This is a genomic window from Nonomuraea sp. NPDC049725 (genome assembly GCF_040674795.1).
Lineage (GTDB): Bacteria > Actinomycetota > Actinomycetes > Streptosporangiales > Streptosporangiaceae > Nonomuraea > Nonomuraea ceibae.
The window spans coordinates 310534-336420 of record NZ_JBFANJ010000006.1 but is presented as its reverse complement, the minus strand read 5'-3'; the positions used below and the strand labels follow the sequence as shown (position 1 = coordinate 336420).

Below are 25887 nucleotides of genomic sequence, written 5' to 3'. Positions count from 1 at the left end.
GTGCTGTCACGGCCGGGCTGAGCCGGTGCTGTCATGGCCGGGCTGGGCCGGCGCGGAAGGCGTGCTGCGCCAGCTCCACCGGCGCGATCACCCGGCTGCGGCCGTCCTGCACCTGGTGGACGAGGTGCGCGTGGGCCAGCGAGGCGTCCCACGTGTCGTCCGGGTAGGCCAGCGCCCGCTGGCCGCGCCCGCCGAAGTAGTACGGGCCCGCCGCGCCCCGGTGCACGCCCTCGCGCAGCGAGCGCACCACCGCCCCGAAGTCCCACGGCCTGCCGACCTCCGACCAGGCCCCGGCCAGCATGTGGATCATGTCGTAGTGGATGGCCGCGCTGCCGCTGCCCGGCTCGTCCCCGTAGGCGTGCCGGTAGCGGCGCATGAACCTGGCGCTCACCGGGTCCCCGTACGTGCCGATGACCGTGGACCACAGCAGACCCTCGGCCAGCCCCTCCATCCGCTCCTCGAACCGGGGGATCGTCGGCGTCCACACCGTGTAGACCAGCGACCGGCTGCCCGACCCGCGCAGCTCCTCCAGGAACCGGCGCAGCTCGTCCTCCACGTACGTGCACACCAGCACGGCCGCAGGCTCGATCGCCTGGATGCCGGCCACCACCTCGGGCCACGGCACCCGCGTGTCGGCGATCGGCACCATCGCGGCCAGGTCCCAGCCGCGCGCCCCGGCCAGCTCGTCCAGCTCGGCGGCCCGGCGCGGGTCGTGGTCGTCCTCGCGCACCAGCGCCACCAGCCGCCGGTTGTCCGGCCGCCACTGCCCGGAGGTGTCGAGCAGATCCAACGTCCGGACGAACCCGGACAGGTACGCCGTCTCGGTGGCACACACCTGGAACGTCTGCCCGAGCATGCCGGGATTGTCGTGCACGTGCTCGGTGATCGACGGCGACACCATCGCGTGCATCAGCGGCGCCCGGTACTCGGCCGCCAGGGTGATCGCGCCCAGGTGGTAGCGCGGGCTCACGTTGCCCAGCGTGATGGCGTCCACGTCGTGCGAGCGCAGGTACTCCACCGCGCGCAGCAGGTCGCCGTCCGTGTCGCCGGACACCTCGATCGCCAGGTGGTCGATCCGCCGCCCGCCCACGCCGCCGCGCGCGTTGACCTCCTCCACCGCGATCGCCGCGCCCCGCCGCATCGCCAGCGCGTCGAACCGCCTCGGCCCGTCGAGCGGGTAGATCGCGCCCAGCCGGATCGGCCGCCTGACGGACCCGCCGCCCGGCCCCGGCCTCGGCGCTGGTTCGGCCCGGGTGCAGCCGCCGGTCACCCGGCCCACCGCCGTGACCGCGAACCCCTCCGGCCCGGAGAACGGCGCCAGCAGCGCCTCCTCGTCCACGGCCAGCGCCGCCGCCGCCGTCCGCGTCGGCGCGCCCAGCTTGACCAGGATCCGCTCGACATGCGTGGCCACGGTACGGGCCCCGCACCCGACGCGCTCGGCCGCCTCCGGGTTCGTCATGCCGACGGCCACGCAGGTCAGCACCTCGTGCTCGCGCTCCGTCAGCCCCCACGGCGCCTCGCACCGCCGCGCCTCCAGCCCGGTCACGGTGCCGCGCCCCGTGACGGACACCTCGACGCTCACCCGGTACAGCCGCCGGTCCGCGCCCCGCCAGTAGTAGCGCAGCACGCCCGGCCCCTCGCCGGCGGCCCGCATCGCATGCTGGACCAGAGGACGATTACGCGCGAAGAACCCGGCGGCGCCGGTCACGACCCGCTTCCCGGGTTCGACCACGAGCCTGGCCCGGAACTCCGGCTCCGCCTCCAGACGTCTCTCCATTTCGTGACGATACCGGCCAAATCCCACAAACCGCCACCGCCTGGGGCGCTACGGCGACGCTGTGACAGTGCCATGATGTCGAATCACACTTGCCCGACCACACTGTGTAAGGCACACTGGACAGTGCCGCATCCCCTGGGGTGCGGAAGTGAGGCCGGGCCTCCCGATGGAATCGGGCGTCCGGCCTTTGCGTTTCCCGCTCAGCCCACGCGGCTCACTGACCGAAGCCTGCCAGGTGACCGCAAGCTCCTTGGGAACGACCCGAGCAAGACGCAACCCCGTCAACAGACCTCGGTCGAGATGATCCTGTTCGGGCGAACGGGCCTCGATGACCACCGCAGCACAGCCGGCTCTGTCGATCTCGGTGAGAAGGCGTGAGCATCACGTGATCATAGAGTCACAGTTTGTGAAAGTTAGGTTTTCGTGCGACCGCCTCCTCAGGGTTGGAAGTCGGGGTCGACGCTCACCTGGATGTCCAGCAGCAGGGGGTCGGGGCGGGTGGGCAGGGCCGGGATCACCTCGTCCAGTGTCGCCGTCAGCGCGGCGTGGTCGTCGATCCGCCTGGCCTCGCAGCCGAGCGCCCTGGCCAGGCCGCTCACGTTCACCTCGTCGAAGGCCGGCCAGGGGGCCTTGCCGCCCTGCTTGTCGGCCAGCCGGTCCATGATCGCGTACCGGCCGTTGGCGAGCACCACGAACAGCGCGCCCACCCGGTAGTGGGCGGCGCTCCACAGGGCCTGCACGCCGTAGAGGGCCGACCCGTCGCCGGCGACCGCCACGACCGGCCGGTCCGGCAGCGCCATCCGCAGCCCGACGGCGGCGGGCAGCGCGAACCCGAGCCCGCCCATCGCCGCCGACACGAACCCGAGCGGGTTGCGCGCCGGCATCAGCCGGTGCAGGTCGGGCCGCGACGACGGGGTCTCCTCGACGAGCACCACGTCCCGGGGCAGCCGGGCGGCGAGCTCCGCCAGCACGTGGGCGGGCCGCAACGGCCGCCCGCCCGGGGGCGGCCCGGGCGCCTCGGCGCGCGGGCGGCGGACGGCCGTCACGGGCCGGGCGGGCACCAGGTCGAGCAGGGCGGCGCAGGCGGCGGCCGGTGCGGCTAGGCAGGCCAGGTCGGCCGGGCTGCGGTGCGCCTCCTCGGGGTCGTCGGTGACGAGCGCGACCAGGGTGCCCGGCTCCACCAGGGGCCCGGGCGCGTACGGGTACTGCCGGAACACCGGCGCCCCCACGGCGAGCACCACGTCGTGCCCGGCGAGCGCGGCCCGCAGGCGCGGCCGGTCGGCCGGCAGGACGCCCGCGTACTGCGGATGGTCCTGCGGGAACCCGGCCCGCGCGCCGAACGACTCCTGCCACACCGGGCACCCGAGCCGCTCCGCCAGCGCGACCAGCGGCTCCCAGGCGCGCACCCCCGCCCCTGCCACGATCGCGGGGGAGCGCGCCCCGGCCAGCAGCGCGGCCAGCGGCCCCACGTCCCCGGCCGCCTCCGCCCGCACCAGCCGCGCGGGCGCCGCGGGGGTCTCGCCCTCGTACGGCGCCGCCCAGTCGTCCATCGGCACCACGACCAGCGCCGGCCCCCGGTACGTGACGGCCCGGTGGCAGGCGGCGGCCACGGCCCCGGGCACGTCCTGCGCCCGGACCGGCTGGTCGACGTGCACCGGGTAGTCGCCGGCCAGTCCCGCCAGCCGCCCGGCCAGGAACGGCTCCAGCGCCAGGTGCCGCCGGTCCTGCTGCCCGACGAGGATGACGAGCGGCACCCGGTTGACCCGGGCGGTGGCGATGGCGCCGACGGCGTTGCCCAGCCCGGCCGTGGTGTGCAGCACGGCCAGCGCGGGCGCGTCGTGCCCGATGGCCCAGCCGGTGGCCATCCCGACCACCGACCCCTCGTGCAGCGCGAGCGTGAAGGTGAGGTCGTCGGGCAGCCCGGTCAGCAGCGACACCTCGGTCGAGCCCGGATTGCAGAAGATCGTCGTCAGCCCGGTGCGGCGCAGCACCTCGAACGTGGCGTCCCTGACCGTCGTCATCCCCGGGCCGCCTGGATCCGCGCGTAGACGTGCCCGCGCAGCTCGCCGAACCTGGGCAGCGACCGGGTGCTGAGCTGGTCCCGGTCGGGCGGCAGGTCGATCTTCAGGTCCTCGGTGACGACCGTCGGCGACGACGACAGCACGATCACCCGCTGTCCCAGGTAGACGGCCTCGTCGATGTCGTGCGTGACGAACAGCGTGGTCACCTCCAGGTCCCGCCACAGGCGCAGGATCAGGTCCTCCAGGTCCGCCCGGGTCTGCGCGTCGACGGCCGCGAACGGCTCGTCCATCAGCATCACCTGAGGCTCGTACGCCACCGCGCGGGCGATCGCCACCCGCTGCTGCATGCCGCCGGACAGCTGCCACGGGTGCGCCTGGGCGGCGTCGGCCAGCCCCACCGACTCCAGCGACCGCGTGACCAGCTCCCGGCGCCTCGGCGCGGGCACCTTCTTCTCCTTCAACGGCAACTCCACGTTCTGCCACACGGTCATCCACGGGAACAGGCTGCGGCCGTACTCCTGGAAGACCACCGCCATGCGCGGCGGCGGCCCGGTGACGGACACCCCGTCCAGCCGCACCTCGCCGGTGCTCGCCGGAAGCAGCCCGGCGACCATGCGCAGCAGCGTCGTCTTGCCGCACCCGGACGGCCCCACCACGCACACCAGCTCCCCGGCCGCCACCTCGAACGTCAGCGACCGGATCGCCTCGACGCTGCGTCCCGGGCTCTCGTACGTCTTTCCCAGCCGGTCGATCTCAAGCACGCGCGGCTCCGCTGCCGTAGTACCAGGACAGGACCCGCCGCTCCAGGCGGCGGAAGAGCAGCGAGAGGCCCAGCCCGAGCAGCCCGAGCAGCAGGATGCCGCTCCACATCTCGGCGATCTGGAACTGCCGCTGGAACAGCACGATCGTGAACCCGAGCCCGCTGGAGCTGGCGAACATCTCGCTGATGACCATGAGGATGATGCCGATCGACAGGGCCTGCCGCAGCCCGGCCATGATCTGCGGGCCGGCCCCGGGCAGCACGAACCTGCGCAGCCTCGACCCGCCGCGCACCCCGTACATCCGGCAGGTGTCGGCGAGCACCCCGTCCAGCGCGCGCACGCCCTCGACGGTGTTGAGCAGGACGGGCCACACGCAGCCGGAGACGATGACGAGCACCTTCATCGGCGTGTCGATGCCCGCCAGCAGCATGATCAACGGGACCAGCACCGGTGGCGGGATCGCCCGGAAGAACTCCAGCACCGGCTCCAGCGTGGCCCGCAGCCTGGGCGACAGCCCGATCGGCACGCCCAGCCCGATCCCCAGCAGCGCCGCCAGCGCGTAGCCCGCCAGCAGCCGTCCCACGCTGGGCAGCACGTCGCCGGTCAGCCGCTCGGAGAGCCACGTCTCGGCGAACGCCACCGCGACCCGGTCCGGGCTCGGCAGGTAGAACGACCCGCCGCTGACCGCCCACCAGAGCAGCACCAGCAGCGCGGGCACCCCGAGCAGCCTGACGACCCTCACCCGGCCACCTCCCCGCGCACGGCCGGATGCCAGGCGAGCACCCGGCGTTCCAGCAGCCGTACGGCGGTGTTGACGCCGATGCCGATCAGCCCGGCGACGACCACGAGCGCGTACACGGTGGAGACCGCGCCGCTGCTCTGCGCCACCTGGATCTGCGCGCCCAGCCCGGGGCTGCCGATCACCAGCTCCGCGGTGACCGCCAGGATGAACGCCACCGCCGCCGCCAGCCTGAGCCCCGTCATCACGTACGGCAGCGCGGTCGGCCACACCAGGTGCCGCACCCGCGACCAGGCCGACAGCCCGTAGGCGCGAGCGGTGTCGGCGGCGACCGCATCGACCGCCGCGACCCCGTACAGCACCTGGATGAGCACCTGCCAGAACGACGCGTACACCACCAGCAGCAACGTCGACCCGAGCGACGGCCCGAACAGCAGCGTCGCCAGCGGCACCAGCGCCACCGACGGGATCGGCCGCAGGAACTCCACGGTCGAGCTCGTCGCCGTCCGCAGCCCCGGCACCACGCCGATCACCACCCCGGCCGCCACCGCCAGCGCGAACGCCAGCGCCAGCCCCGCCGCCCAGCCGCGCATCGTCTCGCCCAGCGCCACCCACAGCCCGGCCGTGGCCAGCTCGCCGGCGAGCGTGCGCAGGATCTCCGAGGCCGGCGGCAGGAACCGCTCGTCGACCAGCCCGAGCCGGGGCGCCGCCTCCAGCACGGCCAGCAGCCCGGCCGGCCCGAGCAGCCCGAGCAGCCCGTGGTGCGGCCGGCTCACGGCACCAGCTCCGAGACGTCGATCTCGGCGTTCAGCACGCCGTCGGCCAGCGCCAGGTCCGCGATCGTCTGCACCGACGCGCGGTTCACCTCGGCGGGCCACTTCGGCAGGTAGATCTTCTCGATCACCTCGGGCGCGATCTTCGTGTACGTCGACAGCACCTGGCGCACCTCGTCCGGATGCGTGTCGGCGTACTCCAGCGACTTGCGCATCGCCGCGGTGAACCGCTTGGTCAGGTCAGGGTCGGTCCGGCTCGTGGTGAAGTACATGGCCACGGTCAGCGCGTCGGCGGCGTCGGCGAAGTTCCACGCCACCGGGCGGGCGCCCTGGCTGATCGCCTGGCTCACGAACGGCTCCACCACCCAGATGGCGTCCACCCTGTCGTTCTCCAGCGCGGCCGGGGCGTCGGGGAAGGGCAGCTCGACGAACTCGATGCCGTCCGGGTCGCCGCCGTCCTTGCGCACCGAGGCGCGGATCGTGGTGTCGCCGATGTTCTTCAACTGGTTGACCGAGACCTTCTTGCCCGCCAGGTCCTTGGCCGACCTGATCGGGCTGCCCGGCTTGACCAGCACCGCGCTGAAGTCCTTGCCCGGCTCGCCGGTAGAGGAGACGCCGTTGGCCACCACCCTGATGTCGAGCCCCTGCTGCTTGGCCGTCAGCAGCGAGGTGGTGTTGGCGAAGGCGAACTGGAACTGCCCGCTCACCGCGCCCGTGATGCTCGCCGCCCCGCCCTGGACCGGGGTGATCGTCAGGTCGATGTCCTGCTCGTCGAAGAACCCCTTGGCCTTGCCCAGGTGGATCGGCGCGGTGTCGACGATCGCGATGACACCGGCGTTGACCTTGTCCTTGCCCGTGCCCTCGCCCGTGCCCTCGCCCGGCGGGGCCTGGGGTCCGCCGCACGCGGCGGCCAGTAACAGGACGAGGGGGACCGCGAGAGCGAGACGCACGATGTTCTCCCGATTGTCTGTTCGCTATGCGCACATTTATTCTCTGGTCGAACACCCCCCGCTACGCGGGAACATACGCGCTCACCGCCCCCTGTCAAGGGATCTCCGATGGCTGATCACGTCCAGTCGCTGGCCCGTGGGCTCGCCGTCATCCGCGCCTTCAGCGCCGTCTCGCCCGCGCTGACCTTGAGCGACGTGGCGCGGGCCACCGGGCTCACGCGGGCGGCGGCCCGGCGCTTTTTGCTGACATTGACGGATTTGGGATACGTGCGGAACGACGGCCGGCTGTTCTCCCTCACCCCCCGCGTCCTGGAGCTCGGGTACGCGTACCTCTCCAGCCTGTCGCTCCCCGAAGTCGCCGCGCCCCATCTGGAACGCCTCGCCGCCGACGTCCACGAATCGGCGTCCGTGGCCGTGCTCGACGGCGAGGACGTCGTGTACGTGGCCCGCGTCGCCACCGCCCGCATCATGCGCGTCACCATCAGCATCGGGACCCGCTTCCCCGCCTACTGCACCTCCATGGGCCGCGTCCTCCTCGCCGCCCTGCCCCCGGCCGCCCTCGACGCCTACCTCACCCGCGCCCGCCTGCGCCCCCTCACCGCCCGTACCATCACCCAGCCACCGGCCCTCCGCGCCGAACTCGACCTCGTACGCGCCCAGGGCTGGGCCATGGTCGACCAGGAACTGGAGGAAGGGCTCCGCTCCCTGGCCGTCCCCATCCGCGTCCGATCGGGCACGACGGTGGCGGCGGTGAACGTGTCCACCCACGCCAGCCGGATGACCCTGGCCCAGGCCCGCCGCGACCTCCTGCCCCGCCTCCAGGCCACCGCCACCCACATCGAAGCCGACCTCACCCCGTCCTGACCCCCTGACCACAAGGTCCTCGCCCGGGAGCGCGCTTCGCGCGGGGCGGCTCGGGCTGTGTCGCCGGGGGAGCCGAGCTCCCCCCGCGCCCCCCTTGCCGGTGGCCTCCGGCCCCCGGACCCCCGAGCGTGGCGCGGCGACCGAGCACGAGGGAGGCCAAGCCGGTCGTTCGTCGAACACACCCCCAACTACCTCGCGTGGACGCCACCGTCACCTGGACGTGAGCGCCGAGCACCTGGATCGGCTCCTGCACGGTCGGGCCCCGCTCACCACCGAGATCGCCCAGCGCCTTGAGCCGGTGACCGGCATGCCCGCCCGGCCGTGGATCCGGCCGGAGGCCGACTACCGGCGGATTCTCGGCTGACGGCGGGGGCGTCAGCTCCAGGTGGCCGTGTCGGGGTCGATGCCGCAGGCTCGCGCGTTGGCGTCGATGATGTCGCGCAGCCAGCAGGCCAGGCCCGGCTCGAGGTCGTCGTAGTAGTCCGCGAACCCCGGCTCCTCGGCCTGCTTCCTGCCCAGGCAGACCTGCATCGCGTGCGTGCAGTCGAAGTACGCGCCGATGGACGCCCGGTGCCGTTCGGCCAGGGCGTTGGCCTCGGCGCTTCCCGGTGTGACGCCGGCGCGTTTGGCGGCGGCCAGGTCGTGCTCCAGCGCCGCCTTGGAGTCGGCGACCTGTTGCCAGTCCTCGGGGGTCCTGCCGGCGGCGCGTTCGGCGTACTGGACCCATTGGGGTGTGTCGCCCCAGCGGTCGCGGGCGCCGGCGATCCAGGACGGCTCCCAGCGCCGGCCGAAGATCGCGACCTGCTCCTCCGCGGAGAGCAGGATGCCGGCGTTCGCGGCTTCGATCATGCGGTCGACCGCGTCGACCATCGTCCGGAGGCGGGAGATGCGGTCCAGGAGCTGGGCGCGCTGCTGTTTCAGCGGCACGGTCATGTCGGCCGAGGGGGCGTCGAGGAGTTCGCCGATGTCTTCGAGGGGCAGGCCGAGCTCGCGGTAGATGAGCACGCGGTGGATGCGGGCGATGTCGGCCGCCGAGTAGAGCCGGTAGCCGCCGGAGGTGCGCCCGGACGGGCTGACGAGCCCGATCGCGTCCCAGTGGTGCAGGGTGCGGACGGTGACTCCCGCGTGGGAGGCCGTGGCCCCGACGGTCAGCCCGTCGGCTCCCGCGGCTTCGTCCGTCGCGCTGCTGGTCACGCCGTCGAGTCTGCCATGCGTGCCCGGCCGGCGTGCCTCCCGGGGGCACGCTCAGCGTGGCTCGGCGTTGCGGGCGCGCCACTGGTCCATGGCCTGCCGGTGGGCGTCGGTGACGAGGTGGAGGAAGTCGGCGGAGGCCTCGAACCGGGCGCCCGCCGGGGTGGTGGTCCCGAGGATCGCGCCCCCGCGCCGTGACGCGGCGATCAGGATCTCGTTCATCTCCAGGGCCGCCTGGATGGACCGCAGCCACATGTCCTCGTCCATGACGTAGCGCTCGCGCCGCCCGCCGGGGTCGCGTTCGCGCCTGAGCATGCCCTGCTGTTCGAGGAAGGTGACGGCGTGCGAGATCGACGCGGGGCTGACGCGCAGCCGCTGGACCAGGTCGGCGGCGGTGAGGCTGCCCGAGTCGGTGACGTACAGGCTGGCCAGCACCCTGGCCGCCATCTTCGGCAGCCCCTGCTGGGCGAGCAGGTCGGTGAAGGAGCGGGTGAAGTCCTCGACCGCCTGCGGGTCGCGTCCGTGGCCGCTTTGGGGGACGGGCGGCGGGGGAGGCGGGGTCCGCTTGCGCCGGCGGGCGCGCACCTGGGCGGCCTCCTGCGCCCGGTCGGCCCCGTAGCCGTCGGGGCCGCCGTTGCGGGTGACCTCGCGCATGATCGTCGAGGCGGGCCGCCCCAGCCGCCGGCCGATCTCCGCGTATCCGAGCCCTTCGGCCAGCCATGCGGCGATGTTCTCCCGGTCCTGGCCGGTCAGTCTGCCTCCGGGCATCGGTGTTCGGCTCCCCTCGGTCGGCGTGCGCGTGACTCTGCTGCACAGTATGCGTTCACCCGCACATCATTGCAATAGCAGCGTACCTTCCTCCTTTGCGTTCAGCGTCATACTCATTGCAAAGAAGACTCGCTAGCTCCAGGCTACCAGCGAGAAAGGCGCGATTTTGCATGTTGACGAAACTCTGAACGCAATGTACTGTCGCAGTCGTTCAGAGATTCCCGAACACAAACTGAGAGCGAGAACCATCATGGAGAACGGCACCCGAGGCTTCACCAAGACGGGGCTGAGCAGGCTGCACGACGTGCTGGCGCGGCATGTCGAGTCCGGGCGGATCCCCGGCCTCGTCGCCCTCGTCAGCCGTGGTGACGAGACGCATGTCGAGACGATCGGGACGATGCGTCACGACGGCGGCGCGCCGATGCGCCGCGACACGATCTTCCGGATGGCGTCCACGTCCAAGCCGGTCTCGATGGCGGCGGCGATGATCCTGATCGACGAGTGCAGGCTGCGTTTCGACGACCCGGTGCAGGAGTGGCTGCCCGAGCTGGCCGACCGTCAGGTGCTGAGGCGCTACGACAGCCCGCTGGACGACACCGTGCCGGCGCGGCGGCCGATCACCGTACGGGACGTGCTGACGTCCACGTTCGGGCTCGGCATGGACATGACGTCGCTGGGCACGCCGATCATGAACGAGATCTTCAGCCGGGGCCTCACGCCCAACCTGCCGGAGCCGATGCCCGAGCCCGACGAGTTCATGCGCCGCCTGGGCGAGCTGCCGCTGATGCACCAGCCCGGCGAGCGCTGGCAGTACCACATCAGCAACGACCTGATCGGCGTGCTCGTGGCCAGGGTCACCGGTCAGCCGTTCGAGACGTTCCTGCGCGAGCGCCTCTTCGGGCCGCTGGGCATGACCGACACCGGGTTCCACGTCCCCGCCGACCAGATCGACCGCCTGCCCACCCTGTACGCGCCCGATCCCCAGTCGGGCGAGTTCCTGGTGTGGGACGAGGCCGAAGGCGGGCGCTGGAGCCAGCCGCCGGCGTTCCCGAGCGGCGGCGGCGGGCTCGTCTCGACCGTCGACGACTACCACGCCTACTTCCGCATGCTGCTCAACGGCGGCACCCACCGCGGCGAGCGGATCCTGTCGCGGCCCGCCGTGGAGCTGATGACCACCAACCGCCTCACGCCCGAGCAGCAGGCCGCCCGCCACGCCATGGCGACCGACAACGTCCACATCTCCCACGGCCAGGGCCAGCACGGCGGCTGGGGCCTCGGGATGGCGGTGCGCACCTTCCGCGGCGACTACGCGCCCGTCGGCCAGTTCGGCTGGGACGGCGGCAGCGGCACCTCCAGCTACGCCGACCCCGCCAACCAGCTCACCGGCCTGCTCCTCACGCAGGTCGGCGCGTCGGTCCCGGACCCGATGCGGCTCATGCACGACTTCTGGACCACGCTCTACCAGGCCCTCGACAACTGACCAGCGGATCGGAGACGACCACCATGTCCATCACCCTCGCCGAACAGGACCAGCTCACCCTGCGCACCGCCGCCTACGGCGCCGTCTCGCTGATGGCCGCCGCCTCCGGCAAGCCGCACAAGGCCGCCACCCAGGGCTCCGTCGCCCTGTCCTCGGCCACCGGCCTGGTCGGCCACGTGCTCGCCGACACCTCCACGGCCGTCAACCTGTACGGCAAGTCCGTGGCCGCGCTCGCCGACCACGTGCTGCCCGCCCTGACGGAGGCCATGGCCCTGCTCAAGCGGCAGGCCCCGGCCGAGGCCGGCAACTTCCGCACCACCGTCCTCCTCGCCGTCGACACGGCCGCCCGCGCCCACAACGGCGACCCCAGCCCCATCAGCGCCGACATGGCCCGCAAGATCACCGAAGCCCTCGACGCCGCGTGACCTCGCGCCGGTCCGCGCGGCATCGGCGAAAGTACTGTGGAGATCGTGGTGTCCTTTACTACCTAACCGGATATGGGGGTAAGGATGAACGATCGTCACGATTGGCTGGGCAGCACCGCGCGCTACGTGGCGCCGCGCACGCCGGGGGAGCCTGACGCCTGGACTGAAGAGCTGGCCGAGCACGGCCGGCGCGGCTCCCAGAGGCTCCGCGAAGCGGGCGAGACCGAGCCTCCCGGCTTCGTGGCCGCCGCACTCGGCCTCGCCGACGGTGAGCGGGCGGTGGTACGGCGGCGCGTCATGCTGGAGGAGGACCGGCCGGTCGAGCTCACCGACTCCTACTACCCCCGGTCCGTCGCGGCGGGCACGGGGCTCGCGGAGCCCCGGAAGATCCGGGGCGGCGCCCCGACGCTGCTGGCCGAGCTCGGTTACGTGGCCGACGAGGTGGTCGAGGACCTTTCCGTGAGGCGGGCGGAGCAGGACGAGGCGCACGAGCTGGCGCTGCCGGCCGGCGCCCTGGTCATCCAGCTCGTCCGGGTCAGCTCGACCGCGGACGGCGTGCCGTACGAGGTCTCCGTGATGACGATGCGGCCCGAGGGGCGTCACTTCCGCTACCGGCTGAAGGCGGGCTGAGCGGTGGCGACCAAGGAGGACGGGCGTCCGAGGCATCAGCAGATCGCGGCGGAGATCCGGGCGCGGGTCATGTCAGGGGACCTGGCGCCCGGCACCCGTCTGCCGACGACGCAACAGCTCATGTCCACCTACGACGTCACGAACCAGACGGTTCAGCGGGCGTTGAGCGTGCTCAAGGACGAGGGGTTCCTGATAGGTCGTGCCGGAGTCGGGGTGTACGTGCGGGACGATTCGGTCCTCGCCCTCGAACCCGCCGCCTACCACCGGCCGCCCGCCGACGGCATGCCGTACCCCTGGACGAGCGAGGCCGAGGCGCGAGGCCGGCGCGGCGCGATCCGGATCCTGGAGGTGGCGACCGTGCGGCCGCCGGTCGAGGTGGCCCGGCTGTGGGGCGAGCGGGTGTCGATGCGGCGCCTGCTGTTGCTGCTCGATCAGCAGCCGACCGAGCTGGCCTGGATCTACCATCCGCTGGAGATCGCCGACGGGACTCCCCTCGTCGGGCGGCGCAAGATCCCCGGGGGCACCGCACGGGTCCTCGCCGACCTGGGGCTGCCGCCGGTCGAGTGGGCGGACCGGGTCTCGGCGCGGCTGCCCACGACCGAGGAGCTGGAACTGCTGCACCTGCCCGACGACGTGCCCGTGCTGCGGACGTTCCGGACGGTGTACGCGGACGGCGGGCGGCCGGTCGAGGTGCAGGTGCTCGTCAAGGGCGGCCACCGGTACGAGCTGGCTTACCGAAATGCTTACCCCCTTAGGGAGTAAAGAAGTATGGTGGGGCTCCCCCGCGGATGATCGGAGAAGCGCCATGCGCCGTTCGTACGTCCCCTGGGGAGTGAGCCGGATGGCTCCCTTCCCAGTGATCGAGGCCGCCAAGCACGGGTCCAACGTCGAGCGGCCGACGGCCACCGCGCCGCCCATGCCCGACGGCGACGGCAGCGGCGGTGGCCACGGCAAGCAGGACTCCACGACCGACTGGGTGTCCGACTGATGCCGGTGCTGGTGGTGTCCTGCGTGGACGACCCCACGGCCGACCTGGTGCTGGCCGAGCTGCGCGACCGGGAGGTCCCGGTGGTGCGGTTCGACCCCGGCGCCGACTTCCCCCACGAGCTGACCCTCTCGGCCTCGGTCGGCGACACCGGCCTGGCCGGCTCGATCGAGACCGCGACGCGCAGGCTCGACCTGCTCGGCGTGCAGGCGGTCTACTGGCGTCACCCCACGCCCTACCGGCCGCCGCGACATCTGGACGAGCACACCGGCCGATGGGTGGCCGACCAGTCACGCTTCGGGCTGGGCGGCGTCCTCGCCGCGCTGCCGGGGGCCCGCTACCTCAACCACCCCTGGCGCAACCGGGACGCCGAGCACAAGCCGGTCCAGCTCGCCACCGCCGTGACCGCCGGGCTCAGGGTGCCGCGGACGCTGGTGACCAACAGTCTCGACAGCGTCCGGTCGTTCGCGTCCGCCGTGGGCGACGTGGTCTACAAGCCGCTGTGGTCGACCCCGTACCGGAATGCGGATGGTGAGGCGCGGACCATCTGGGCGGACGTGATCGACCCCGGGACGCTCGACGAGCGGGTGGGCGGCGCCGCGCACCTGTTCCAGGAGCGGGTGCGCAAGGTCGCCGACGTCCGGGTGACGATGGTGGGCGAGAGGGCGTTCGCCGTTCGCATCGACGGTGCGCCCCGGCTCGACTGGCGCCAGGACTACCCGTCCCTGACCTACACGCCGGTGGACGCGCCGCCCACGATCGTGCGGGGGATGCGCGCCTACCTCGACGCGTTCCGGCTGGACTTCGGCGCGTTCGACTTCTCCCTGACGCCTGACGGCGACTGGGTGTTCCTGGAGTGCAATCCGAACGGCCAATGGGGCTGGTTCGGCCCGGACATCTCGCGGCCGATAGCTCACGCGATAGCCGATCACCTCACGACAGCGGAAGCGCGACGATGAGCTCATCCGCGGCGCGGCACAGGCAGGAGCTGGCCGGACTCCTGGCCTCGGAGAAGGGCGTCACGGATCGGCGCTGGATCGAGGCGGTCGCCGCCGTGCCGCGTGAGCTGTTCCTCGGCGACGCCGTCTTCCACCCGGACGACGGCGCGCAGGGCACGCTCTGGCGTCCGGTCCGGCGCGACCGGACGGATCCCGAGACCTGGTCGCGCATGGCCTATGCGGATCGGAGCTGGGTGACGCAGGTCGACGGCGTCCTGGCCGAGGACGCCACGCGGGCGCTGCCCGGGGCGCCGACCTCCTCTTCGACGCTGCCCAGCCTGGTGGTGAAGATGCTGGAACGGGCCGAGATCGCCGAGGGGGACCGGGTGCTGGAGATCGGCACCGGCACGGGCTACTCCACCGGCCTGCTGTGTGAGCGCCTCGGCGCAGGTCAGGTGACGTCGGTCGAGTTCGACCCGGCGGTGGCGGCCCGTGCCAGGGCGGCCCTCGAATCCGCCGGGCACGCGCCGGCTCTGATCGTCGGTGACGGGCTGACGGCCTACGACAGGGACGCCGAGTACGACCGCCTGATCGCCACCTGCTCGGTGCGCTACATCCCCGCGCCCTGGATCTGGCAGGTACGGGACGGCGGCACCATTACGACCCCGTTGTCCGGATGGCTGGGAGGCACGGTCCTGGCGCATCTCACGGTGGAGCCCGGCGGGGCCGGCGGGCGGTTCCTGCCTGATGAGCTGTCGTTCATGTTCGCCAGGCCGCACGACCGGCCCTCACGCGCCCACTACCTGCTCCGCCTCGGCGAGCAGCGCGAGACGCGGATCGCCCCGGCCGTGCTGGACGACCCGGCCGCCCGGTTCGTGGCCCAGCTGGGAGTTCCGTCCGCGGAGCTGCTGGGCGCCGGGGACCACGTCGTGCTCCTGGACGTGGCGACCGGCTCCCAGGCCACGACCGAGCCCGCGCCCGGAGGCGGCTGGAGGGTGCGCCAGCACGGCCCCCTGCGCCTGTGGGACGCCGCCGAGGACGCGATCGAGACCTGGCGGGAGGCGGGGAGCCCGCCCGTCTCGGCGTTCGGGCTCACCGTCGCCCCGCAGGGCCAGCGGGTGTGGCTCGGTGATCCGGGCGGGCCGTCGTGGAGCCTGCCGGCGTGAGCCGCCGGAAAAGGCCGAAGCCGCTGTCCTTTACTCAGGGAGTCAGGTGAATATCAGGCGTCCGAATGGTGGGAGAGAAAGGTGCGGGCCGCCTGGCGGATGGCGGCGACGACCGGGCGGTCGCGTTCGGTCTGCAACCAGGCCAGCGCGGACGTACTCGGAGAAAGATCCACCACGTCGAGATAACGCACCCCGGGCCGTGGATAGAAATCGCGTGCGGCGGCGGGCAGAAAGCCGGCGGCCTCGCCGCGGGCGACGGAGAGAAGCAGCGCCTCCATGTCGGGGACGACGGGCCCGAAGCGCACCGGGCGGCCGTCGGGGCGCGGGTTCACCGCCCAGAAGTCGCGCCAGACGCGCGGCACCTCGGCCGGCATGTCGACGAAGGTGTGCTCGCCGAGCTGGGCGAGGGTGAGCCAGGGCTCGGCGGCCAGCGGGTCGTCGGCGGGCAGGCAGACCACGCGGGGTTCGGTGGCCAGGACCTGGAGGCCGATGCCGGGCGGCGCGGGCGGCCGGGAGAAGACGACGTCGACGTCGCCGCGGATGAGCGCGCCGAGGTGGTCGGCGAAGTTGAGGGTGGAAAGCCGCACGTCGATGCCCGGGTAGTGGTCATGGAGGCGGTCGAGGATGGCGCGGGTGTGGGGCATCGCGGCCTCCGCGCCGACGGTGCCGATGGCCAGCCGCCCGGTGACGGTCGCGGCGTGCTCGCCGGCCTCCCGGCGCAGCGCGTCCAGGGCGGTGACGGCGGCCCGGATCGCCGGCAGCAGGCTCCTCCCGGTGGTGGTGAGCTCGACGCTGCGGCTGGTGCGCTCGATCAGCCGGACTCGCAGCCGGTGTTCGAGGGCCTTGATCTGCTTGCTGAACGCGGGCTGTGTCATGAACAGCCGTGCCGCCGCCCTGCCGAAGTGCAGCTCTTCGGCGAGGACGAGCAGTAATCGCAGCTGGTGCGGGCTCGGGTCGCCGCCACTCGTTCCGGTGGACGGCTCCTTGTGCGCCTCTCTGGAACGGGCAATCCCCCGGGGCTTCCCCCGGCACGGCGAAACCGCGCTCGGTGAAGAATCCATATACCGGATGCTATCAATGAAAATTCGATGGGAATCGAATTTTCCTTTGCCGTCAGGGCCTGCCGGACGAGCATGGAACCCGGCTCGTCCGGAGCCAGTTGTCAAACGATCGGCAAGGAGCGCAATGAGGATCTGGAACAGGCTCGCCGTCGTGATCACCCTGCTGGCGGCGGGGCTCGTCGGCGCGCAGGGCGCGGCCCTGGCCACACCCACGCCGGCCGACACGGGGAAGGCGGGGAAGACGCAGTACTGCAACATCGTCGTGGGCAAGGCGCCCAAGGGGGAGCTGTCGCCGATCCTGTCGAGGTCGTGCGGCACCGACCCGGAGGCGGCCCGGACCGACGTCAGCATCCAGGCGCGCACGCTGCTGATGGAGTGGAACGAGCACGCCTTCAACGACCCGCCCACGACGGTCGGCCGCATCTACGGCGACTACGGCCCGTGTGACTCCGACGGTTACCGGGTGCGGGCGGAGGGCTTCTGGGCCAACCGCATCTCCGGGTTCGTCACCTGGAACCGGTGCAGCGTCGCCACGGGCTACGACCTGGTGAACGTCTCGGGTGACCAGCAGACCTGGAACGGCACCGCCAACGCCTGCGAGTGCGTGGACGTCGGCTTCGTCGGCTACTACATGAACGACCGCATCGAGTCGTTCTGGATCCGCCGGGGCTGACCCGACGGGCCCCGGGGCGTCCGCCTGCCAGGCGGGCGCCCTAGGAGCGGTGGCGGTAGCGGTCCGTGGCTTCGCGGGTGGCGCGGATGGCCGCGTCTGCCCGGTCGTAGGTCCGCTGGGCCAGTCCCACGAAGATGCAGTCCACGATCAGGAGCTGGCTGATGCGGCTGGCCAGGGCGCCGGGCCGGAACGCCGTCTCGCGTCCGGCCGACACCAGCGTGTGGTCGGCCACCCCGGCCAGCGAGGAGCGCGGGTTGTTGGTGATCGCGACCACCAGCGCCCCCGCGTCGGCCGCCGTGCGGGCCGGCACGAGGACGTCGGGCGTCTCCCCGCTGCAACTGATGGCCACCACCACGTCCCCGCCGCGCAGCAGCGCGGCGCTGGTCAGCGCCAGGTGCGCGTCGCTGAACGGGTGGCTGGACAGCCCGATCCGCAGCAGCTTCTGCGACATGTCGGCGGCCACCAGCCCGGAGGCGGCGACGCCGTACACGTCGACGCGGCGCGCGCCGGCGATGGCCGTGACGACCTCGCCGAGGCCGTCCGGGTCGAGCTGGGCGGCGGTGTCGGCGAGCGCCTCCGACTCGGCGCGGGCGACCTTGGCGATCACGTCGGTCAGCGGGTCGTCGGGGCCGAGGTCGCCGGGGACGAGCCGTTCGGGCTCCTTGGCGACGGCGGCGGCCAGGGCGAAGCGCATCTGGGAGTAGCCGCTGAAGCCCAGGGCGCGGGCGGTCCGGACGATGGTGGCCTCGCTCGTCCCCGACACCACGCTGAACTCGGTGATCGTGCTCCTGACGACCAGGCCGGGGTCGTCGAGGATGATGCGGGCGATCGACTGGGCGGCGGGGGTGAGTGAGGGCAGCACGGCCCGTACGGCCGCGACCGGGCTGGCCGGCTCGCCGTCGACGGTGCCGGTCACGAGGTGAGCCATTCGGCCGCCGCCTGGGCCGAGACGCGGGAGATGCCGTGGGTGGCCAGGTGGACGGCGCCGGCGGGGGCGTCGGGGATGCCGGTGTCGACCACGATCACGTCGGGGCGCTCCTGGACGGCCTGGGCGATGCGGTCGCGGACCCACGGGTGGCGGGCGGCGTCGTGCACGACGAGGACGACGGGGCGCCGGTCGGCGCTGGAGCCGAGGCCGACCTTGGCGGCGAGCCCGGCGCCGAGGCGGGGGAGCGGGCCGTCGGGCTCCATCTGGACCCGGGTGGTGCCGGGGAGCAGGGCGGTCAGGGCGGCGGTGATGCCGGTGGGGGTGGCCGGGTCGACGGCCTGGTTGAAGCGCGTGTTGACCTCCACGACCAGGGGCGGGCTGGTGAGGGTGACGGTTCCGGTCGGGGTCAGCGCCGCCCGGGCGGCCTCCAGTCCGGCGTCGGTGGCCGGTTCGGCGAGCGCGGCCTGGCGGGCGGGGGCCTGGGCGGCGTACCAGCCGGACAGGGCGGCGACCCGGCCGGCGGCCTCGGCGAGCCGTTCCTCGGCCAGTTGCCCGGTCTTGACGGCCTCGACGATGGCGTCGCGGAGCTCGTACAGGCTGTCCTCGGTGACGTGGCCGGCGCAGATGGCGTCGACGCCGGCGGCGAGGGAGCGGACGGCGATCTCGCCGGGGGTGAAGCGCGCGGCCACGGCCTTCATCTCGATGGCGTCGGTGACGAGCAGGCCGTCGAAGCCGAGCTCGCCCCGCAGCAGGTCGGTGAGGACGGCGCGGCTGAGCGTGGCGGGCAGGTCGGGGTCGAGCGCGGGGATCAGCAGGTGGCCGCACATGATCGAGCGCACCCCGGCGGCCACGGCGGCGCGGAACGGCGGCAGGTCGCGTTCGGCGAGCTCGTCGCGCGTGGCGTGCACGGTGGGCAGGGCCAGGTGGGAGTCGGTGGTGGTGTCGCCGTGGCCGGGGAAGTGCTTGGCGCAGGCGGCGACGCCGGCGCCCTGCACGCCGTTGACGTAGGCGACGGTGTGGCGGGCGACCAGGTCGGGGTCGGGGCCGAAGGATCGGATGCCGATGACCGGATTGGCCGGGTTGGCGTTCACGTCGGCGGCGGGGGCGTAGTCGAGCGTGACGTCGGACCGGGCCAGCAGGCGGCCGATCTCGCGGCCGACCCGCTCGGTGAGCGCCACGTCGTCGGCGACGCCGAGCGCGCGGTTGCCGGGGAAGGAGCTGCCGGTGGCGACCTCGAACCGGGTCACGGCGCCGCCTTCCTCGTCGACGGCGACGACGGCGGCCGGATTCGCGGCGCGGATCTCGGCGACGACCTGCGGTCGCGGGTCGTTGCGCGCGAACAGCACGACGCCGCCGAGGCCCTGGCCCAGCGCTCGGCGCATCCAGTCGGGAACGGTGGTTCCCTCGTAGCCGGGCTGAAGCACTGCCATGGCCAGTCGGTACAGGTCAGCGGTCATGCGGCATTTTCCTTCACAGTTGTTGATCTGAAGGTAATTTTCTGTCATCGTCGCCCCAGACACAACCACTTCCGAGAGGCCACCCCCCATGCCCAGCAGACGGACTCTCCTGAAGGGCCTCGCCCTCGCCGCCGCCGCTTCCGCCGTGCCGCTGCCCGCGTTCGCGGCCACGGACTACGTGCCACCGCTGCGCCAGATGCGCGGCATGTGGATCGCCTCCGTGGTCAACATCAACTGGCCCTCCAAGCAGGGCCTGAGCGTCGAGGAGCAGAAGGCCGAATACCTCGCCTGGCTCGACCTGGCCGTCGAGCGCAAGCTCAACTCGGTGTTCGTGCAGATCAGGCCGACCGCCGACGCGTTCTGGCCGTCGCCGTTCGAGCCGTGGTCGCACTGGCTGACCGGCACCCAGGGACAGGACCCCGGCTACGACCCGCTCGGCTTCGCCGTCGAGGAGACGCACAAGCGCGGCCTGGCCTTCCACGCCTGGTTCAACCCGTACCGGGTGTCGATGCAGGCCGACCCGGCCAAACTGCACCCCGACCACCCCGGCCGCAAGCACCCCGACTGGATCCTGCCGTTCGGCGGCAAGCTCTACTACAACCCGGGCATGCCCGAGGTGCGCAAGTTCTGCCAGGACGCGATGCTCGACGCGCTGGCCCGCTACGACATCGACGGCCTGCACTTCGACGACTACTTCTACCCCACCAACAGCACGGCCTTCGACGACAGCGCCGCGTTCGCCCAGTACGGCGGCGGCTTCCCCGACCTGGCGAGCTGGCGGCGGCACAACGTCGACCTCATGGTCTCGGAGATGCAGCAGCGGGTCCGCGAGGTCAAGCCGGAGGTCGCCTGGGGCATCAGCCCGTCGGGCATCTGGCGCAACAAGGGCACCGACCCGCTCGGCTCGGAGACCAGCGGCGGCCAGTCGTACGACAACCTGCACGCCGACACCCGCGGCTGGGTGAAGAAGGGCTGGCTCGACTACATCGCGCCGCAGCTCTACTGGTACATCGGCCAGCCCCCGGCCGACTACTCCAAGCTGGTGCCGTGGTGGTCCGACGTGGCGAGCGGGACCGGCACGCTGCTGTGGATCGGCCAGGCCGCCTACAAGGCCGGCGACCCCGCGCAGGCGCCCGAGTGGCAGGACCCGAAGGAGCTGTCCGACCACCTCACGCTCAACCGGAACCACCCGGAGATCAGCGGCGACATCTGGTACAACGCCAACGACCTGCGCGCCGACCGGGTCACCTCGATCAGCACCGCCGTGACCGACCACTACACGCGCCCCGCGCTCGCCCCGGTCCTGCCGAGGCTGGCCGACGGCGCCGCGCCGCGCCGCCCGGTGGTGGCCTACGCGCTGCGCCGCCACGGCGGGGTCGAGGTGCGGGCGGTGGCGACGGGCCGGGACGAGCCGTTCCAGTTCGCCATCTTCCGGTTCCCGGAGCGGGCCTCCGCCTCGGCGTTCGGCGACGCCCGCCACCTGGTGGCCGTCGTGCCGGGCGACCGGCAGGTGCGCTGGGTCGACCCCGAGGGCAAGCGCGGCGACCACTACTACGCGGTGGCGGTCGACCGGGCCAACCGGACCAGCGAGCCCAGCCGCGGCTTCCGGGTGGTCTGACGCCATGCGGGTTCTCGGCCTCATCTCGGGCACGTCCCACGACGGCATCGACAGCGCCCTCGTGGACTGGTCGCTCGACGGCGGCGTGCTCACCGGCGCCCTCGTCGAGCTCGGGGAGAGGCCGTACCCGCCCGAACTGAGAGCGCGCATCACGGCCGCGCTGCCGCCCGGCCGCGTCGACTTCGGCGAGGTCTGCGCGCTCGACACGCTCATCGGCCAGGCGTTCGCCGAGGTGGCCGCCGGCGCGCCGGCGGCCGACCTGGTCTGCTCGCACGGCCAGACGCTCTTCCACTGGGTGGAGGACGGCCGCGTGCGCGGCACGCTCCAGCTCGGCCAGCCCGCCTGGATCGCCGAGCGCACCGGCGTGCCGGTGGTCTCGGACGTACGGGCGCGCGACGTGGCGGCAGGCGGCCAGGGCGCGCCCCTGGTGTCGTACCTGGACCTGCTGCTCATGGCCGGGCTGCCGGGCCGCACCGGGGCGCTGAACCTGGGCGGCATCGCCAACCTGACCGTGCGCGACCCGGCCATCGCCTACGACACCGGCCCCGCCTGCGCGCTCATCGACGCCGCCGCGCCCCCGTACGACAGGGACGGGAAGCTGGGGGCGACGGGCACGGTGGACGAGAACCTGCTGCGCGAGCTGCTCGCCGAGCCGTACTACCGGCTGGAACCGCCCAAGTCCACCGGCAAGGAGCTGTTCACCCCCGGCTACGTCAAGGCCGCGCTGCCGCAGGCGGACCTGGTGGCGACGCTGACCGCGCTGACCGCCGAGACGGTGGCGGCCGAGGTGCGCCGGCACCGGCTCGACACCGTGATCGTCTCCGGCGGCGGAGCACGCAACCCCACGCTCATGGGCATGCTCCGCGCCCGCGCGTCGCAGGCCGAGTTCGTCACCAGCGACGAGCTCGGCGTGCCGGCCGACGGCAAGGAGGCGATCGCCTTCTCGCTGTTCGGCTGGCTCACCGCGCACGGCCTGCCCGCCACCGTGCCCAGCTGCACCGGCGCCACTGGCGCGCGGGTGCTGGGCACGATCACGCCGGGTTCCGATCCGCTGACGCTGCCGGAACCCCTCGCCGAAGCCCCGGTCGCGATCCGGTTCTCAGGAAGCCCTGCGCCCCGCCGCTGACGGCTCGGTGGCGGCGCCCGACCGCTGTGGTGGCACCACAGGGGTCGGCCGCACCAGACCCAGCGCCACGACCTCGTTGGCGAGGCGGGTGCGCCGGTTGGTGCCTTCGGGGATCCTGAACTTCTGATACAGCCGCAGCAGGTGCTGCTTGACCGCGGCTTCGGTCACGACCAGGTCGTCGGCGATCTCCCGTGCGGTGGCCGGGGCGACGAACGCCTCGTCCGACAGCGCCGGCCGGCAGAGCGAGGTCAGCACGTCGACCTCGCGCCTGGTCAGCTCGGGCGCCGCGGCCCTGCGCAGCTCGACCTCGGGGGCGAAGTCCTCACGGGGGACTCCGCCGATGCGCCCGCGCGCCGCGCCGAAGGAGACGACGTCGCCGTCGTCGAGCACCCTCCGGGCGATCGGCCTGCCGTTCACCCGCGTGCCGTTGCGGGACAGGCCCAGGTCAACGACATACAGGTAGGGTCCTCGCCTGACGAACTCGGCATGGAGCCGAGACACGCTGGGGTCGCTGAGCCGGATGTCCACACCCCGGCCCCTCCCCACGGTCGTGATCTCGGGGCGCAACGGGACCACCTCGCCGGTGTCCTCGATGCGTATGAACGGCCCCTCCACGGCAGTTCCTCCCCAGGTAGCCCGCCGTAACTATTACTACAGCTCCGGCTTACCCATACGTGGCGATGCGGAATCTCCTTTGCCGAAAGGAGAATCGCGCGTGAAATTGGTCTGGACCTCTGCGGACGGTTTTGCCTGCTCACGGGTAGACTTCGAGCGGAGATAAGCGGAGGAAACACTCATGGCGGACAAGCCCACCAAAGGTCTTGCCGATGTCGTCGCCGCGTCCACAGCGCTCAGCGACATCGACGGGAAGGCCGGTCGCCTCTTCTATCGCGGATACGACATCCACGACCTGGCCGGCCGCGCGATGTTCGAAGAGACCGCACATCTGCTGCAACGCGGCAAGCTGCCCACCCGGGCCGAGCTCGACGCGTACACGGCGGAGCTGGTGCGGGGCCGCGAGCTGGGCGGCCTGGTCTCGGCGAACATCTCCGAGATCGCCGAGAAGCAGAAACCGATGGAGGCGCTGCGCACCCTCGTCTCGCTCGCCGGGGCCGACGACCCCGACAAGGACTCCAGCAGCCCCGAGGCGAACCTGCGCAAGGCCGCCCGCCTCACCGCGCAGCAGGGCCTGCTCATCGCCCGCTACCACGCGGCGCGCACCGGCGCCCAGGCGATCGAGGCCGATCCTTCGCTCAGCATCGCCGCGAACTTCCTGCTCCAGGTCACCGGCCGCACCCCCGACCAGCGCGCGGTCGAGATCTTCGACGAGTGCCTGGTGCTGCACGCCGACCACACCATGAACGCCTCGACGTTCGCCGCCCGGGTGTGCGCCGCGACACTGTCGGACATGCACTCCGCCATCGTCGCCGCCATCGGCACGCTCAAGGGCCCGCTGCACGGCGGCGCCAACGAGCAGGTCATGAAGACGCTGGAGTCCATCGAGCCGTCCGGCGTCGCCCAGGCCGTCCGCGACAAGCTCGCCGCCGGCGAGAAGATCATGGGCTTCGGGCACCGCGTCTACAAGACGGAGGACCCGCGGGCGACCCACCTGCGGCGGATGTCGGAAGAACTGGCCGCCTCGACCGGCGACGACACTTACTATCGGATGTCCAAGGAGATGGAAGAGGTCGTCTTCGAGTCGAAGGGGCTCTACCCCAACGTCGACTTCTACGCCGCCTCGGTCTACCACTACCTTGGGATCCCGACCGACCTGTTCACCCCCGTCTTCTCGATCAGCCGCATGTCCGGCTGGACGGCGCACGTCATCGAGCAGCATGCCGACAACCGCCTGATCCGCCCGGACAGCGAATACATCGGCGAGACGGACCAGAAATGGAAGCCGATCGACGAGCGATGAGCGACGTCAGTTGAGCGACACGAGGCGCGAGAACTGGGGGCCGTACCCGCTGATCCTGGCGGGTGCGGCCGTCGGCGTGGGGCTGGTCTTCCTCGTGGACCCGCGGTGGGGCGGGTTCGCGCTGGGCGCCGTCGTCATGGTCGGCGCCGCGCTGCGGTTCGCCGGCTACGGCGGGCCGCTGGCCGTGCGCAGCAAGAAGACCGACGTGATCACACTGGGGCTGTTCGGGTTCGTCCTCGTGCTGACCTCGCTGTTGCTCTACAACAACGAGCTCAAGGCGTTGATCCTGTCCCTTTTCGCACGTTGACGAGGCCGTCCGATAGCCTCAACGCATCCATTCATTGAAGGGGAACCATTCGCATGCCCAAGATCAAGGTGGAGGGCCCCGTCGTCGAGCTTGACGGCGACGAGATGACCCGGATCATCTGGCAGTTCATCAAGGACCAGCTGATCCTTCCCTATCTCGATGTCGACCTGAAGTACTACGACCTCGGCATCGAGCACCGCGACGCCACGGACGACCAGGTCACGATCGACGCGGCCAACGCCATCAACAAGTACGGCGTCGGCGTGAAGTGCGCCACCATCACCCCCGACGAGGCTCGGGTGGAGGAGTTCGGGCTCAAGAAGATGTGGAAGTCCCCGAACGGGACCATCCGCAACATCCTCGGCGGCGTCATCTTCCGCGAGCCGATCATCATGTCCAACGTGCCGCGGCTCGTCCCCGGCTGGACCAAGCCGATCGTCGTCGGCCGTCACGCCTTCGGCGACCAGTATCGCGCCACCGACCTCAAGATCCCCGGCGAGGGCACGCTGACCCTCACCTACACGCCGAAGGACGGCTCCGAGCCGATCGAGCTCGACGTGTACGACTTCCCGGGCGGCGGCGTCGCCATGGCCATGTACAACCTGGACGAGTCGATCCGCGACTTCGCCCGCGCCTCCATGCGCTACGGCCTGGCCCGCAACTACCCGGTCTACCTGTCGACCAAGAACACCATCCTCAAGGCGTACGACGGCCGCTTCAAGGACATCTTCGCCGAGGTCTACGAGAGCGAGTTCAAGGCCGACTTCGAGAAGGCCGGGCTCACCTACGAGCACCGCCTCATCGACGACATGGTCGCCGCCTCGCTCAAGTGGGAGGGCGGCTACGTCTGGGCGTGCAAGAACTACGACGGCGACGTCCAGTCCGACACGGTCGCGCAGGGCTTCGGCTCGCTCGGCCTGATGACCTCGGTCCTGATGTCCCCCGACGGCCGCACCGTCGAGGCCGAGGCCGCGCACGGCACCGTCACCCGGCACTACCGCCAGCACCAGCAGGGCAAGCCCACCTCCACGAACCCGATCGCCTCGATCTTCGCGTGGACCCGTGGCCTGGCCCACCGCGGCAAGCTGGACAACACCCCGGCGGTGACGGAGTTCGCGAACAAGCTGGAGCAGGTCTGCATCGAGACCGTCGAGGGCGGCCAGATGACCAAGGACCTCGCGCTCCTCGTCGGCGGCGACGCCAAGTGGCTGACCACCCAGGACTTCCTGGCGGCGCTGGACGAGAACCTGAAGAAGAAGATGGCCTGACCATCGCACGTGAAGGGGCCGCCTCCGGGCGGCCCTTTTCGCATGTCGAGACCATCTCTTGGC

At 72.0% G+C, this 25887-nt stretch carries 27 protein-coding genes; 15 read left to right on the top strand and 12 right to left on the bottom strand.

Features of this window, described 5'->3' with window-relative positions; genetic code table 11:
* Positions 1-31: 31 nt before the first annotated feature.
* From AB0J53_RS18505 to AB0J53_RS18480, 6 genes are all read right to left on the bottom strand, one after another.
* Positions 32-1777, bottom strand: a complete 1746-nt coding sequence (locus AB0J53_RS18505; protein WP_364173528.1) for an ABC transporter substrate-binding protein — start codon at positions 1775-1777, stop codon at positions 32-34.
* Between the two features lie 437 nt (positions 1778-2214).
* Positions 2215-3798: a thiamine pyrophosphate-dependent enzyme gene (locus AB0J53_RS18500; protein ID WP_364173525.1), complete on the bottom strand. Its 1584-nt coding sequence runs from the start codon at positions 3796-3798 to the stop codon at positions 2215-2217.
* Positions 3795-4559: an ABC transporter ATP-binding protein gene (locus AB0J53_RS18495; protein ID WP_364173522.1), complete on the bottom strand. Its 765-nt coding sequence runs from the start codon at positions 4557-4559 to the stop codon at positions 3795-3797. The genes AB0J53_RS18500 and AB0J53_RS18495 overlap by 4 nt, the downstream gene beginning before the upstream one ends.
* Positions 4552-5301, bottom strand: coding sequence for an ABC transporter permease (locus tag AB0J53_RS18490; protein WP_364173520.1), 750 nt, complete (start codon positions 5299-5301; stop codon positions 4552-4554). The genes AB0J53_RS18495 and AB0J53_RS18490 overlap by 8 nt, the downstream gene beginning before the upstream one ends.
* On the bottom strand, positions 5298-6074 hold the full coding sequence (locus tag AB0J53_RS18485; protein ID WP_364173518.1) for an ABC transporter permease subunit: 777 nt from the start codon (positions 6072-6074) through the stop codon (positions 5298-5300). Before AB0J53_RS18485 ends, AB0J53_RS18490 begins: the two co-directional genes overlap by 4 nt.
* Positions 6071-7021: an ABC transporter substrate-binding protein gene (locus tag AB0J53_RS18480; RefSeq protein WP_364173515.1), complete on the bottom strand. Its 951-nt coding sequence runs from the start codon at positions 7019-7021 to the stop codon at positions 6071-6073. Before AB0J53_RS18480 ends, AB0J53_RS18485 begins: the two co-directional genes overlap by 4 nt.
* A 108-nt stretch (positions 7022-7129) precedes the next feature.
* Here AB0J53_RS18480 and AB0J53_RS18475 point away from each other — a divergent pair, with 108 nt between their 5' ends.
* Together AB0J53_RS18475 and AB0J53_RS18470 are read left to right on the top strand one after the other, a co-directional pair.
* Positions 7130-7885, top strand: a complete 756-nt coding sequence (locus AB0J53_RS18475; protein ID WP_364173512.1) for an IclR family transcriptional regulator C-terminal domain-containing protein — start codon at positions 7130-7132, stop codon at positions 7883-7885.
* A 220-nt stretch (positions 7886-8105) separates the two neighbouring features.
* On the top strand, positions 8106-8249 hold the full coding sequence (locus AB0J53_RS18470) for a hypothetical protein (RefSeq protein ID WP_219500654.1): 144 nt from the start codon (positions 8106-8108) through the stop codon (positions 8247-8249).
* A gap of 11 nt (positions 8250-8260) precedes the next feature.
* Here the strand turns inward: AB0J53_RS18470 and AB0J53_RS18465 are convergent, their stop codons facing one another.
* A complete protein-coding gene (locus AB0J53_RS18465) occupies positions 8261-9079 on the bottom strand; it encodes a MerR family transcriptional regulator (RefSeq protein ID WP_364173509.1) in 819 nt (272 codons plus the stop codon).
* 51 nt (positions 9080-9130) lie between these two features.
* Positions 9131-9844, bottom strand: a complete 714-nt coding sequence (locus tag AB0J53_RS18460) for a helix-turn-helix domain-containing protein (RefSeq protein ID WP_364173506.1) — start codon at positions 9842-9844, stop codon at positions 9131-9133.
* 250 nt (positions 9845-10094) lie between these two features.
* Here AB0J53_RS18460 and AB0J53_RS18455 point away from each other — a divergent pair, with 250 nt between their 5' ends.
* The 7 genes from AB0J53_RS18455 to tgmC all read left to right on the top strand — a co-directional run bounded on the left by AB0J53_RS18455 (position 10095) and on the right by tgmC (position 15468).
* A complete protein-coding gene (locus tag AB0J53_RS18455; protein ID WP_364173503.1) occupies positions 10095-11324 on the top strand; it encodes a serine hydrolase domain-containing protein in 1230 nt (409 codons plus the stop codon).
* A gap of 23 nt (positions 11325-11347) precedes the next feature.
* Positions 11348-11749, top strand: a complete 402-nt coding sequence (locus AB0J53_RS18450) for a hypothetical protein (protein ID WP_357584267.1) — start codon at positions 11348-11350, stop codon at positions 11747-11749.
* 84 nt (positions 11750-11833) lie between these two features.
* Positions 11834-12379, top strand: coding sequence for a UTRA domain-containing protein (locus tag AB0J53_RS18445; RefSeq protein ID WP_364173500.1), 546 nt, complete (start codon positions 11834-11836; stop codon positions 12377-12379).
* Positions 12380-12382: 3 nt separating this feature from the next.
* Complete coding sequence (locus AB0J53_RS18440; protein WP_364173497.1) at positions 12383-13141, top strand: GntR family transcriptional regulator; 759 nt, start codon at positions 12383-12385, stop codon at positions 13139-13141.
* 79 nt (positions 13142-13220) lie between these two features.
* The gene (locus AB0J53_RS18435; protein WP_364173494.1) at positions 13221-13367 is read left to right on the top strand and encodes a hypothetical protein; all 147 of its coding nucleotides are present in this window, start codon (positions 13221-13223) and stop codon (positions 13365-13367) included.
* Positions 13367-14323, top strand: a complete 957-nt coding sequence (gene tgmB, locus AB0J53_RS18430; protein ID WP_364173491.1) for an ATP-grasp ribosomal peptide maturase — start codon at positions 13367-13369, stop codon at positions 14321-14323. Before AB0J53_RS18435 ends, tgmB begins: the two co-directional genes overlap by 1 nt.
* On the top strand, positions 14320-15468 hold the full coding sequence (tgmC, locus tag AB0J53_RS18425) for an ATP-grasp peptide maturase system methyltransferase (RefSeq protein WP_364173488.1): 1149 nt from the start codon (positions 14320-14322) through the stop codon (positions 15466-15468). Before tgmB ends, tgmC begins: the two co-directional genes overlap by 4 nt.
* 53 nt (positions 15469-15521) lie before the next feature.
* Here the strand turns inward: tgmC and AB0J53_RS18420 are convergent, their stop codons facing one another.
* Positions 15522-16529: a LysR family transcriptional regulator gene (locus tag AB0J53_RS18420; protein ID WP_364173485.1), complete on the bottom strand. Its 1008-nt coding sequence runs from the start codon at positions 16527-16529 to the stop codon at positions 15522-15524.
* A 124-nt stretch (positions 16530-16653) separates the two neighbouring features.
* Here AB0J53_RS18420 and AB0J53_RS18415 point away from each other — a divergent pair, with 124 nt between their 5' ends.
* Positions 16654-17202, top strand: coding sequence for a hypothetical protein (locus AB0J53_RS18415; protein ID WP_364173482.1), 549 nt, complete (start codon positions 16654-16656; stop codon positions 17200-17202).
* A 40-nt stretch (positions 17203-17242) separates the two neighbouring features.
* Here the strand turns inward: AB0J53_RS18415 and AB0J53_RS18410 are convergent, their stop codons facing one another.
* Both AB0J53_RS18410 and AB0J53_RS18405 read right to left on the bottom strand, forming a co-directional pair.
* Positions 17243-18130 (bottom strand): MurR/RpiR family transcriptional regulator, encoded by an 888-nt coding sequence (locus tag AB0J53_RS18410; protein ID WP_357584251.1) that lies wholly within the window; start codon positions 18128-18130, stop codon positions 17243-17245.
* On the bottom strand, positions 18115-19587 hold the full coding sequence (locus tag AB0J53_RS18405) for a glycoside hydrolase family 3 N-terminal domain-containing protein (protein ID WP_364173479.1): 1473 nt from the start codon (positions 19585-19587) through the stop codon (positions 18115-18117). Before AB0J53_RS18405 ends, AB0J53_RS18410 begins: the two co-directional genes overlap by 16 nt.
* 88 nt (positions 19588-19675) lie before the next feature.
* On the opposite strand from AB0J53_RS18405, the gene AB0J53_RS18400 reads away from it, so the two are divergent.
* The gene (locus AB0J53_RS18400) at positions 19676-21205 is read left to right on the top strand and encodes a family 10 glycosylhydrolase (protein WP_364173476.1); all 1530 of its coding nucleotides are present in this window, start codon (positions 19676-19678) and stop codon (positions 21203-21205) included.
* 4 nt (positions 21206-21209) lie between these two features.
* Complete coding sequence (locus AB0J53_RS18395; RefSeq protein WP_364173474.1) at positions 21210-22331, top strand: anhydro-N-acetylmuramic acid kinase; 1122 nt, start codon at positions 21210-21212, stop codon at positions 22329-22331.
* Here the strand turns inward: AB0J53_RS18395 and AB0J53_RS18390 are convergent.
* Complete coding sequence (locus tag AB0J53_RS18390) at positions 22305-22946, bottom strand: FHA domain-containing protein (protein WP_219500688.1); 642 nt, start codon at positions 22944-22946, stop codon at positions 22305-22307. The genes AB0J53_RS18395 and AB0J53_RS18390 overlap by 27 nt on opposite strands.
* A 181-nt stretch (positions 22947-23127) precedes the next feature.
* Here AB0J53_RS18390 and AB0J53_RS18385 point away from each other — a divergent pair, with 181 nt between their 5' ends.
* From AB0J53_RS18385 to AB0J53_RS18375, 3 genes are read left to right on the top strand one after another with little or no spacing between them, the layout of a single operon-like run.
* Positions 23128-24249, top strand: coding sequence for a citrate/2-methylcitrate synthase (locus tag AB0J53_RS18385; protein ID WP_364173470.1), 1122 nt, complete (start codon positions 23128-23130; stop codon positions 24247-24249).
* A gap of 10 nt (positions 24250-24259) precedes the next feature.
* Entirely contained in the window at positions 24260-24556 is a 297-nt protein-coding gene (locus AB0J53_RS18380; protein ID WP_219500691.1) for a DUF3017 domain-containing protein, read from the top strand.
* 53 nt (positions 24557-24609) lie between these two features.
* Positions 24610-25824, top strand: a complete 1215-nt coding sequence (locus AB0J53_RS18375) for an NADP-dependent isocitrate dehydrogenase (RefSeq protein WP_364173467.1) — start codon at positions 24610-24612, stop codon at positions 25822-25824.
* The last annotated feature ends 63 nt before the right edge of the window (positions 25825-25887 follow it).

What these genes read in the sequence shown, in the direction of transcription:
- AB0J53_RS18505 (WP_364173528.1), bottom strand. Translation starts at nt 1,777, where the DNA reads ATGGAGAGACGTCTGGAGGCGGAGCCGGAGTTCCGGGCCAGGCTCGTG.
- AB0J53_RS18500 (WP_364173525.1), bottom strand. Translation starts at nt 3,798, where the DNA reads ATGACGACGGTCAGGGACGCCACGTTCGAGGTGCTGCGCCGCACCGGG.
- AB0J53_RS18475 (WP_364173512.1), top strand. Translation starts at nt 7,130, where the DNA reads ATGGCTGATCACGTCCAGTCGCTGGCCCGTGGGCTCGCCGTCATCCGC.
- AB0J53_RS18460 (WP_364173506.1), bottom strand. Translation starts at nt 9,844, where the DNA reads ATGCCCGGAGGCAGACTGACCGGCCAGGACCGGGAGAACATCGCCGCA.
- AB0J53_RS18455 (WP_364173503.1), top strand. Translation starts at nt 10,095, where the DNA reads ATGGAGAACGGCACCCGAGGCTTCACCAAGACGGGGCTGAGCAGGCTG.
- AB0J53_RS18450 (WP_357584267.1), top strand. Translation starts at nt 11,348, where the DNA reads ATGTCCATCACCCTCGCCGAACAGGACCAGCTCACCCTGCGCACCGCC.
- AB0J53_RS18445 (WP_364173500.1), top strand. Translation starts at nt 11,834, where the DNA reads ATGAACGATCGTCACGATTGGCTGGGCAGCACCGCGCGCTACGTGGCG.
- AB0J53_RS18435 (WP_364173494.1), top strand. Translation starts at nt 13,221, where the DNA reads ATGGCTCCCTTCCCAGTGATCGAGGCCGCCAAGCACGGGTCCAACGTC.
- tgmB (WP_364173491.1), top strand. Translation starts at nt 13,367, where the DNA reads ATGCCGGTGCTGGTGGTGTCCTGCGTGGACGACCCCACGGCCGACCTG.
- tgmC (WP_364173488.1), top strand. Translation starts at nt 14,320, where the DNA reads ATGAGCTCATCCGCGGCGCGGCACAGGCAGGAGCTGGCCGGACTCCTG.
- AB0J53_RS18420 (WP_364173485.1), bottom strand. Translation starts at nt 16,529, where the DNA reads ATGGATTCTTCACCGAGCGCGGTTTCGCCGTGCCGGGGGAAGCCCCGG.
- AB0J53_RS18415 (WP_364173482.1), top strand. Translation starts at nt 16,654, where the DNA reads ATGAGGATCTGGAACAGGCTCGCCGTCGTGATCACCCTGCTGGCGGCG.
- AB0J53_RS18410 (WP_357584251.1), bottom strand. Translation starts at nt 18,130, where the DNA reads ATGGCTCACCTCGTGACCGGCACCGTCGACGGCGAGCCGGCCAGCCCG.
- AB0J53_RS18405 (WP_364173479.1), bottom strand. Translation starts at nt 19,587, where the DNA reads ATGACCGCTGACCTGTACCGACTGGCCATGGCAGTGCTTCAGCCCGGC.
- AB0J53_RS18400 (WP_364173476.1), top strand. Translation starts at nt 19,676, where the DNA reads ATGCCCAGCAGACGGACTCTCCTGAAGGGCCTCGCCCTCGCCGCCGCC.
- AB0J53_RS18395 (WP_364173474.1), top strand. Translation starts at nt 21,210, where the DNA reads ATGCGGGTTCTCGGCCTCATCTCGGGCACGTCCCACGACGGCATCGAC.
- AB0J53_RS18385 (WP_364173470.1), top strand. Translation starts at nt 23,128, where the DNA reads ATGGCGGACAAGCCCACCAAAGGTCTTGCCGATGTCGTCGCCGCGTCC.
- AB0J53_RS18375 (WP_364173467.1), top strand. Translation starts at nt 24,610, where the DNA reads ATGCCCAAGATCAAGGTGGAGGGCCCCGTCGTCGAGCTTGACGGCGAC.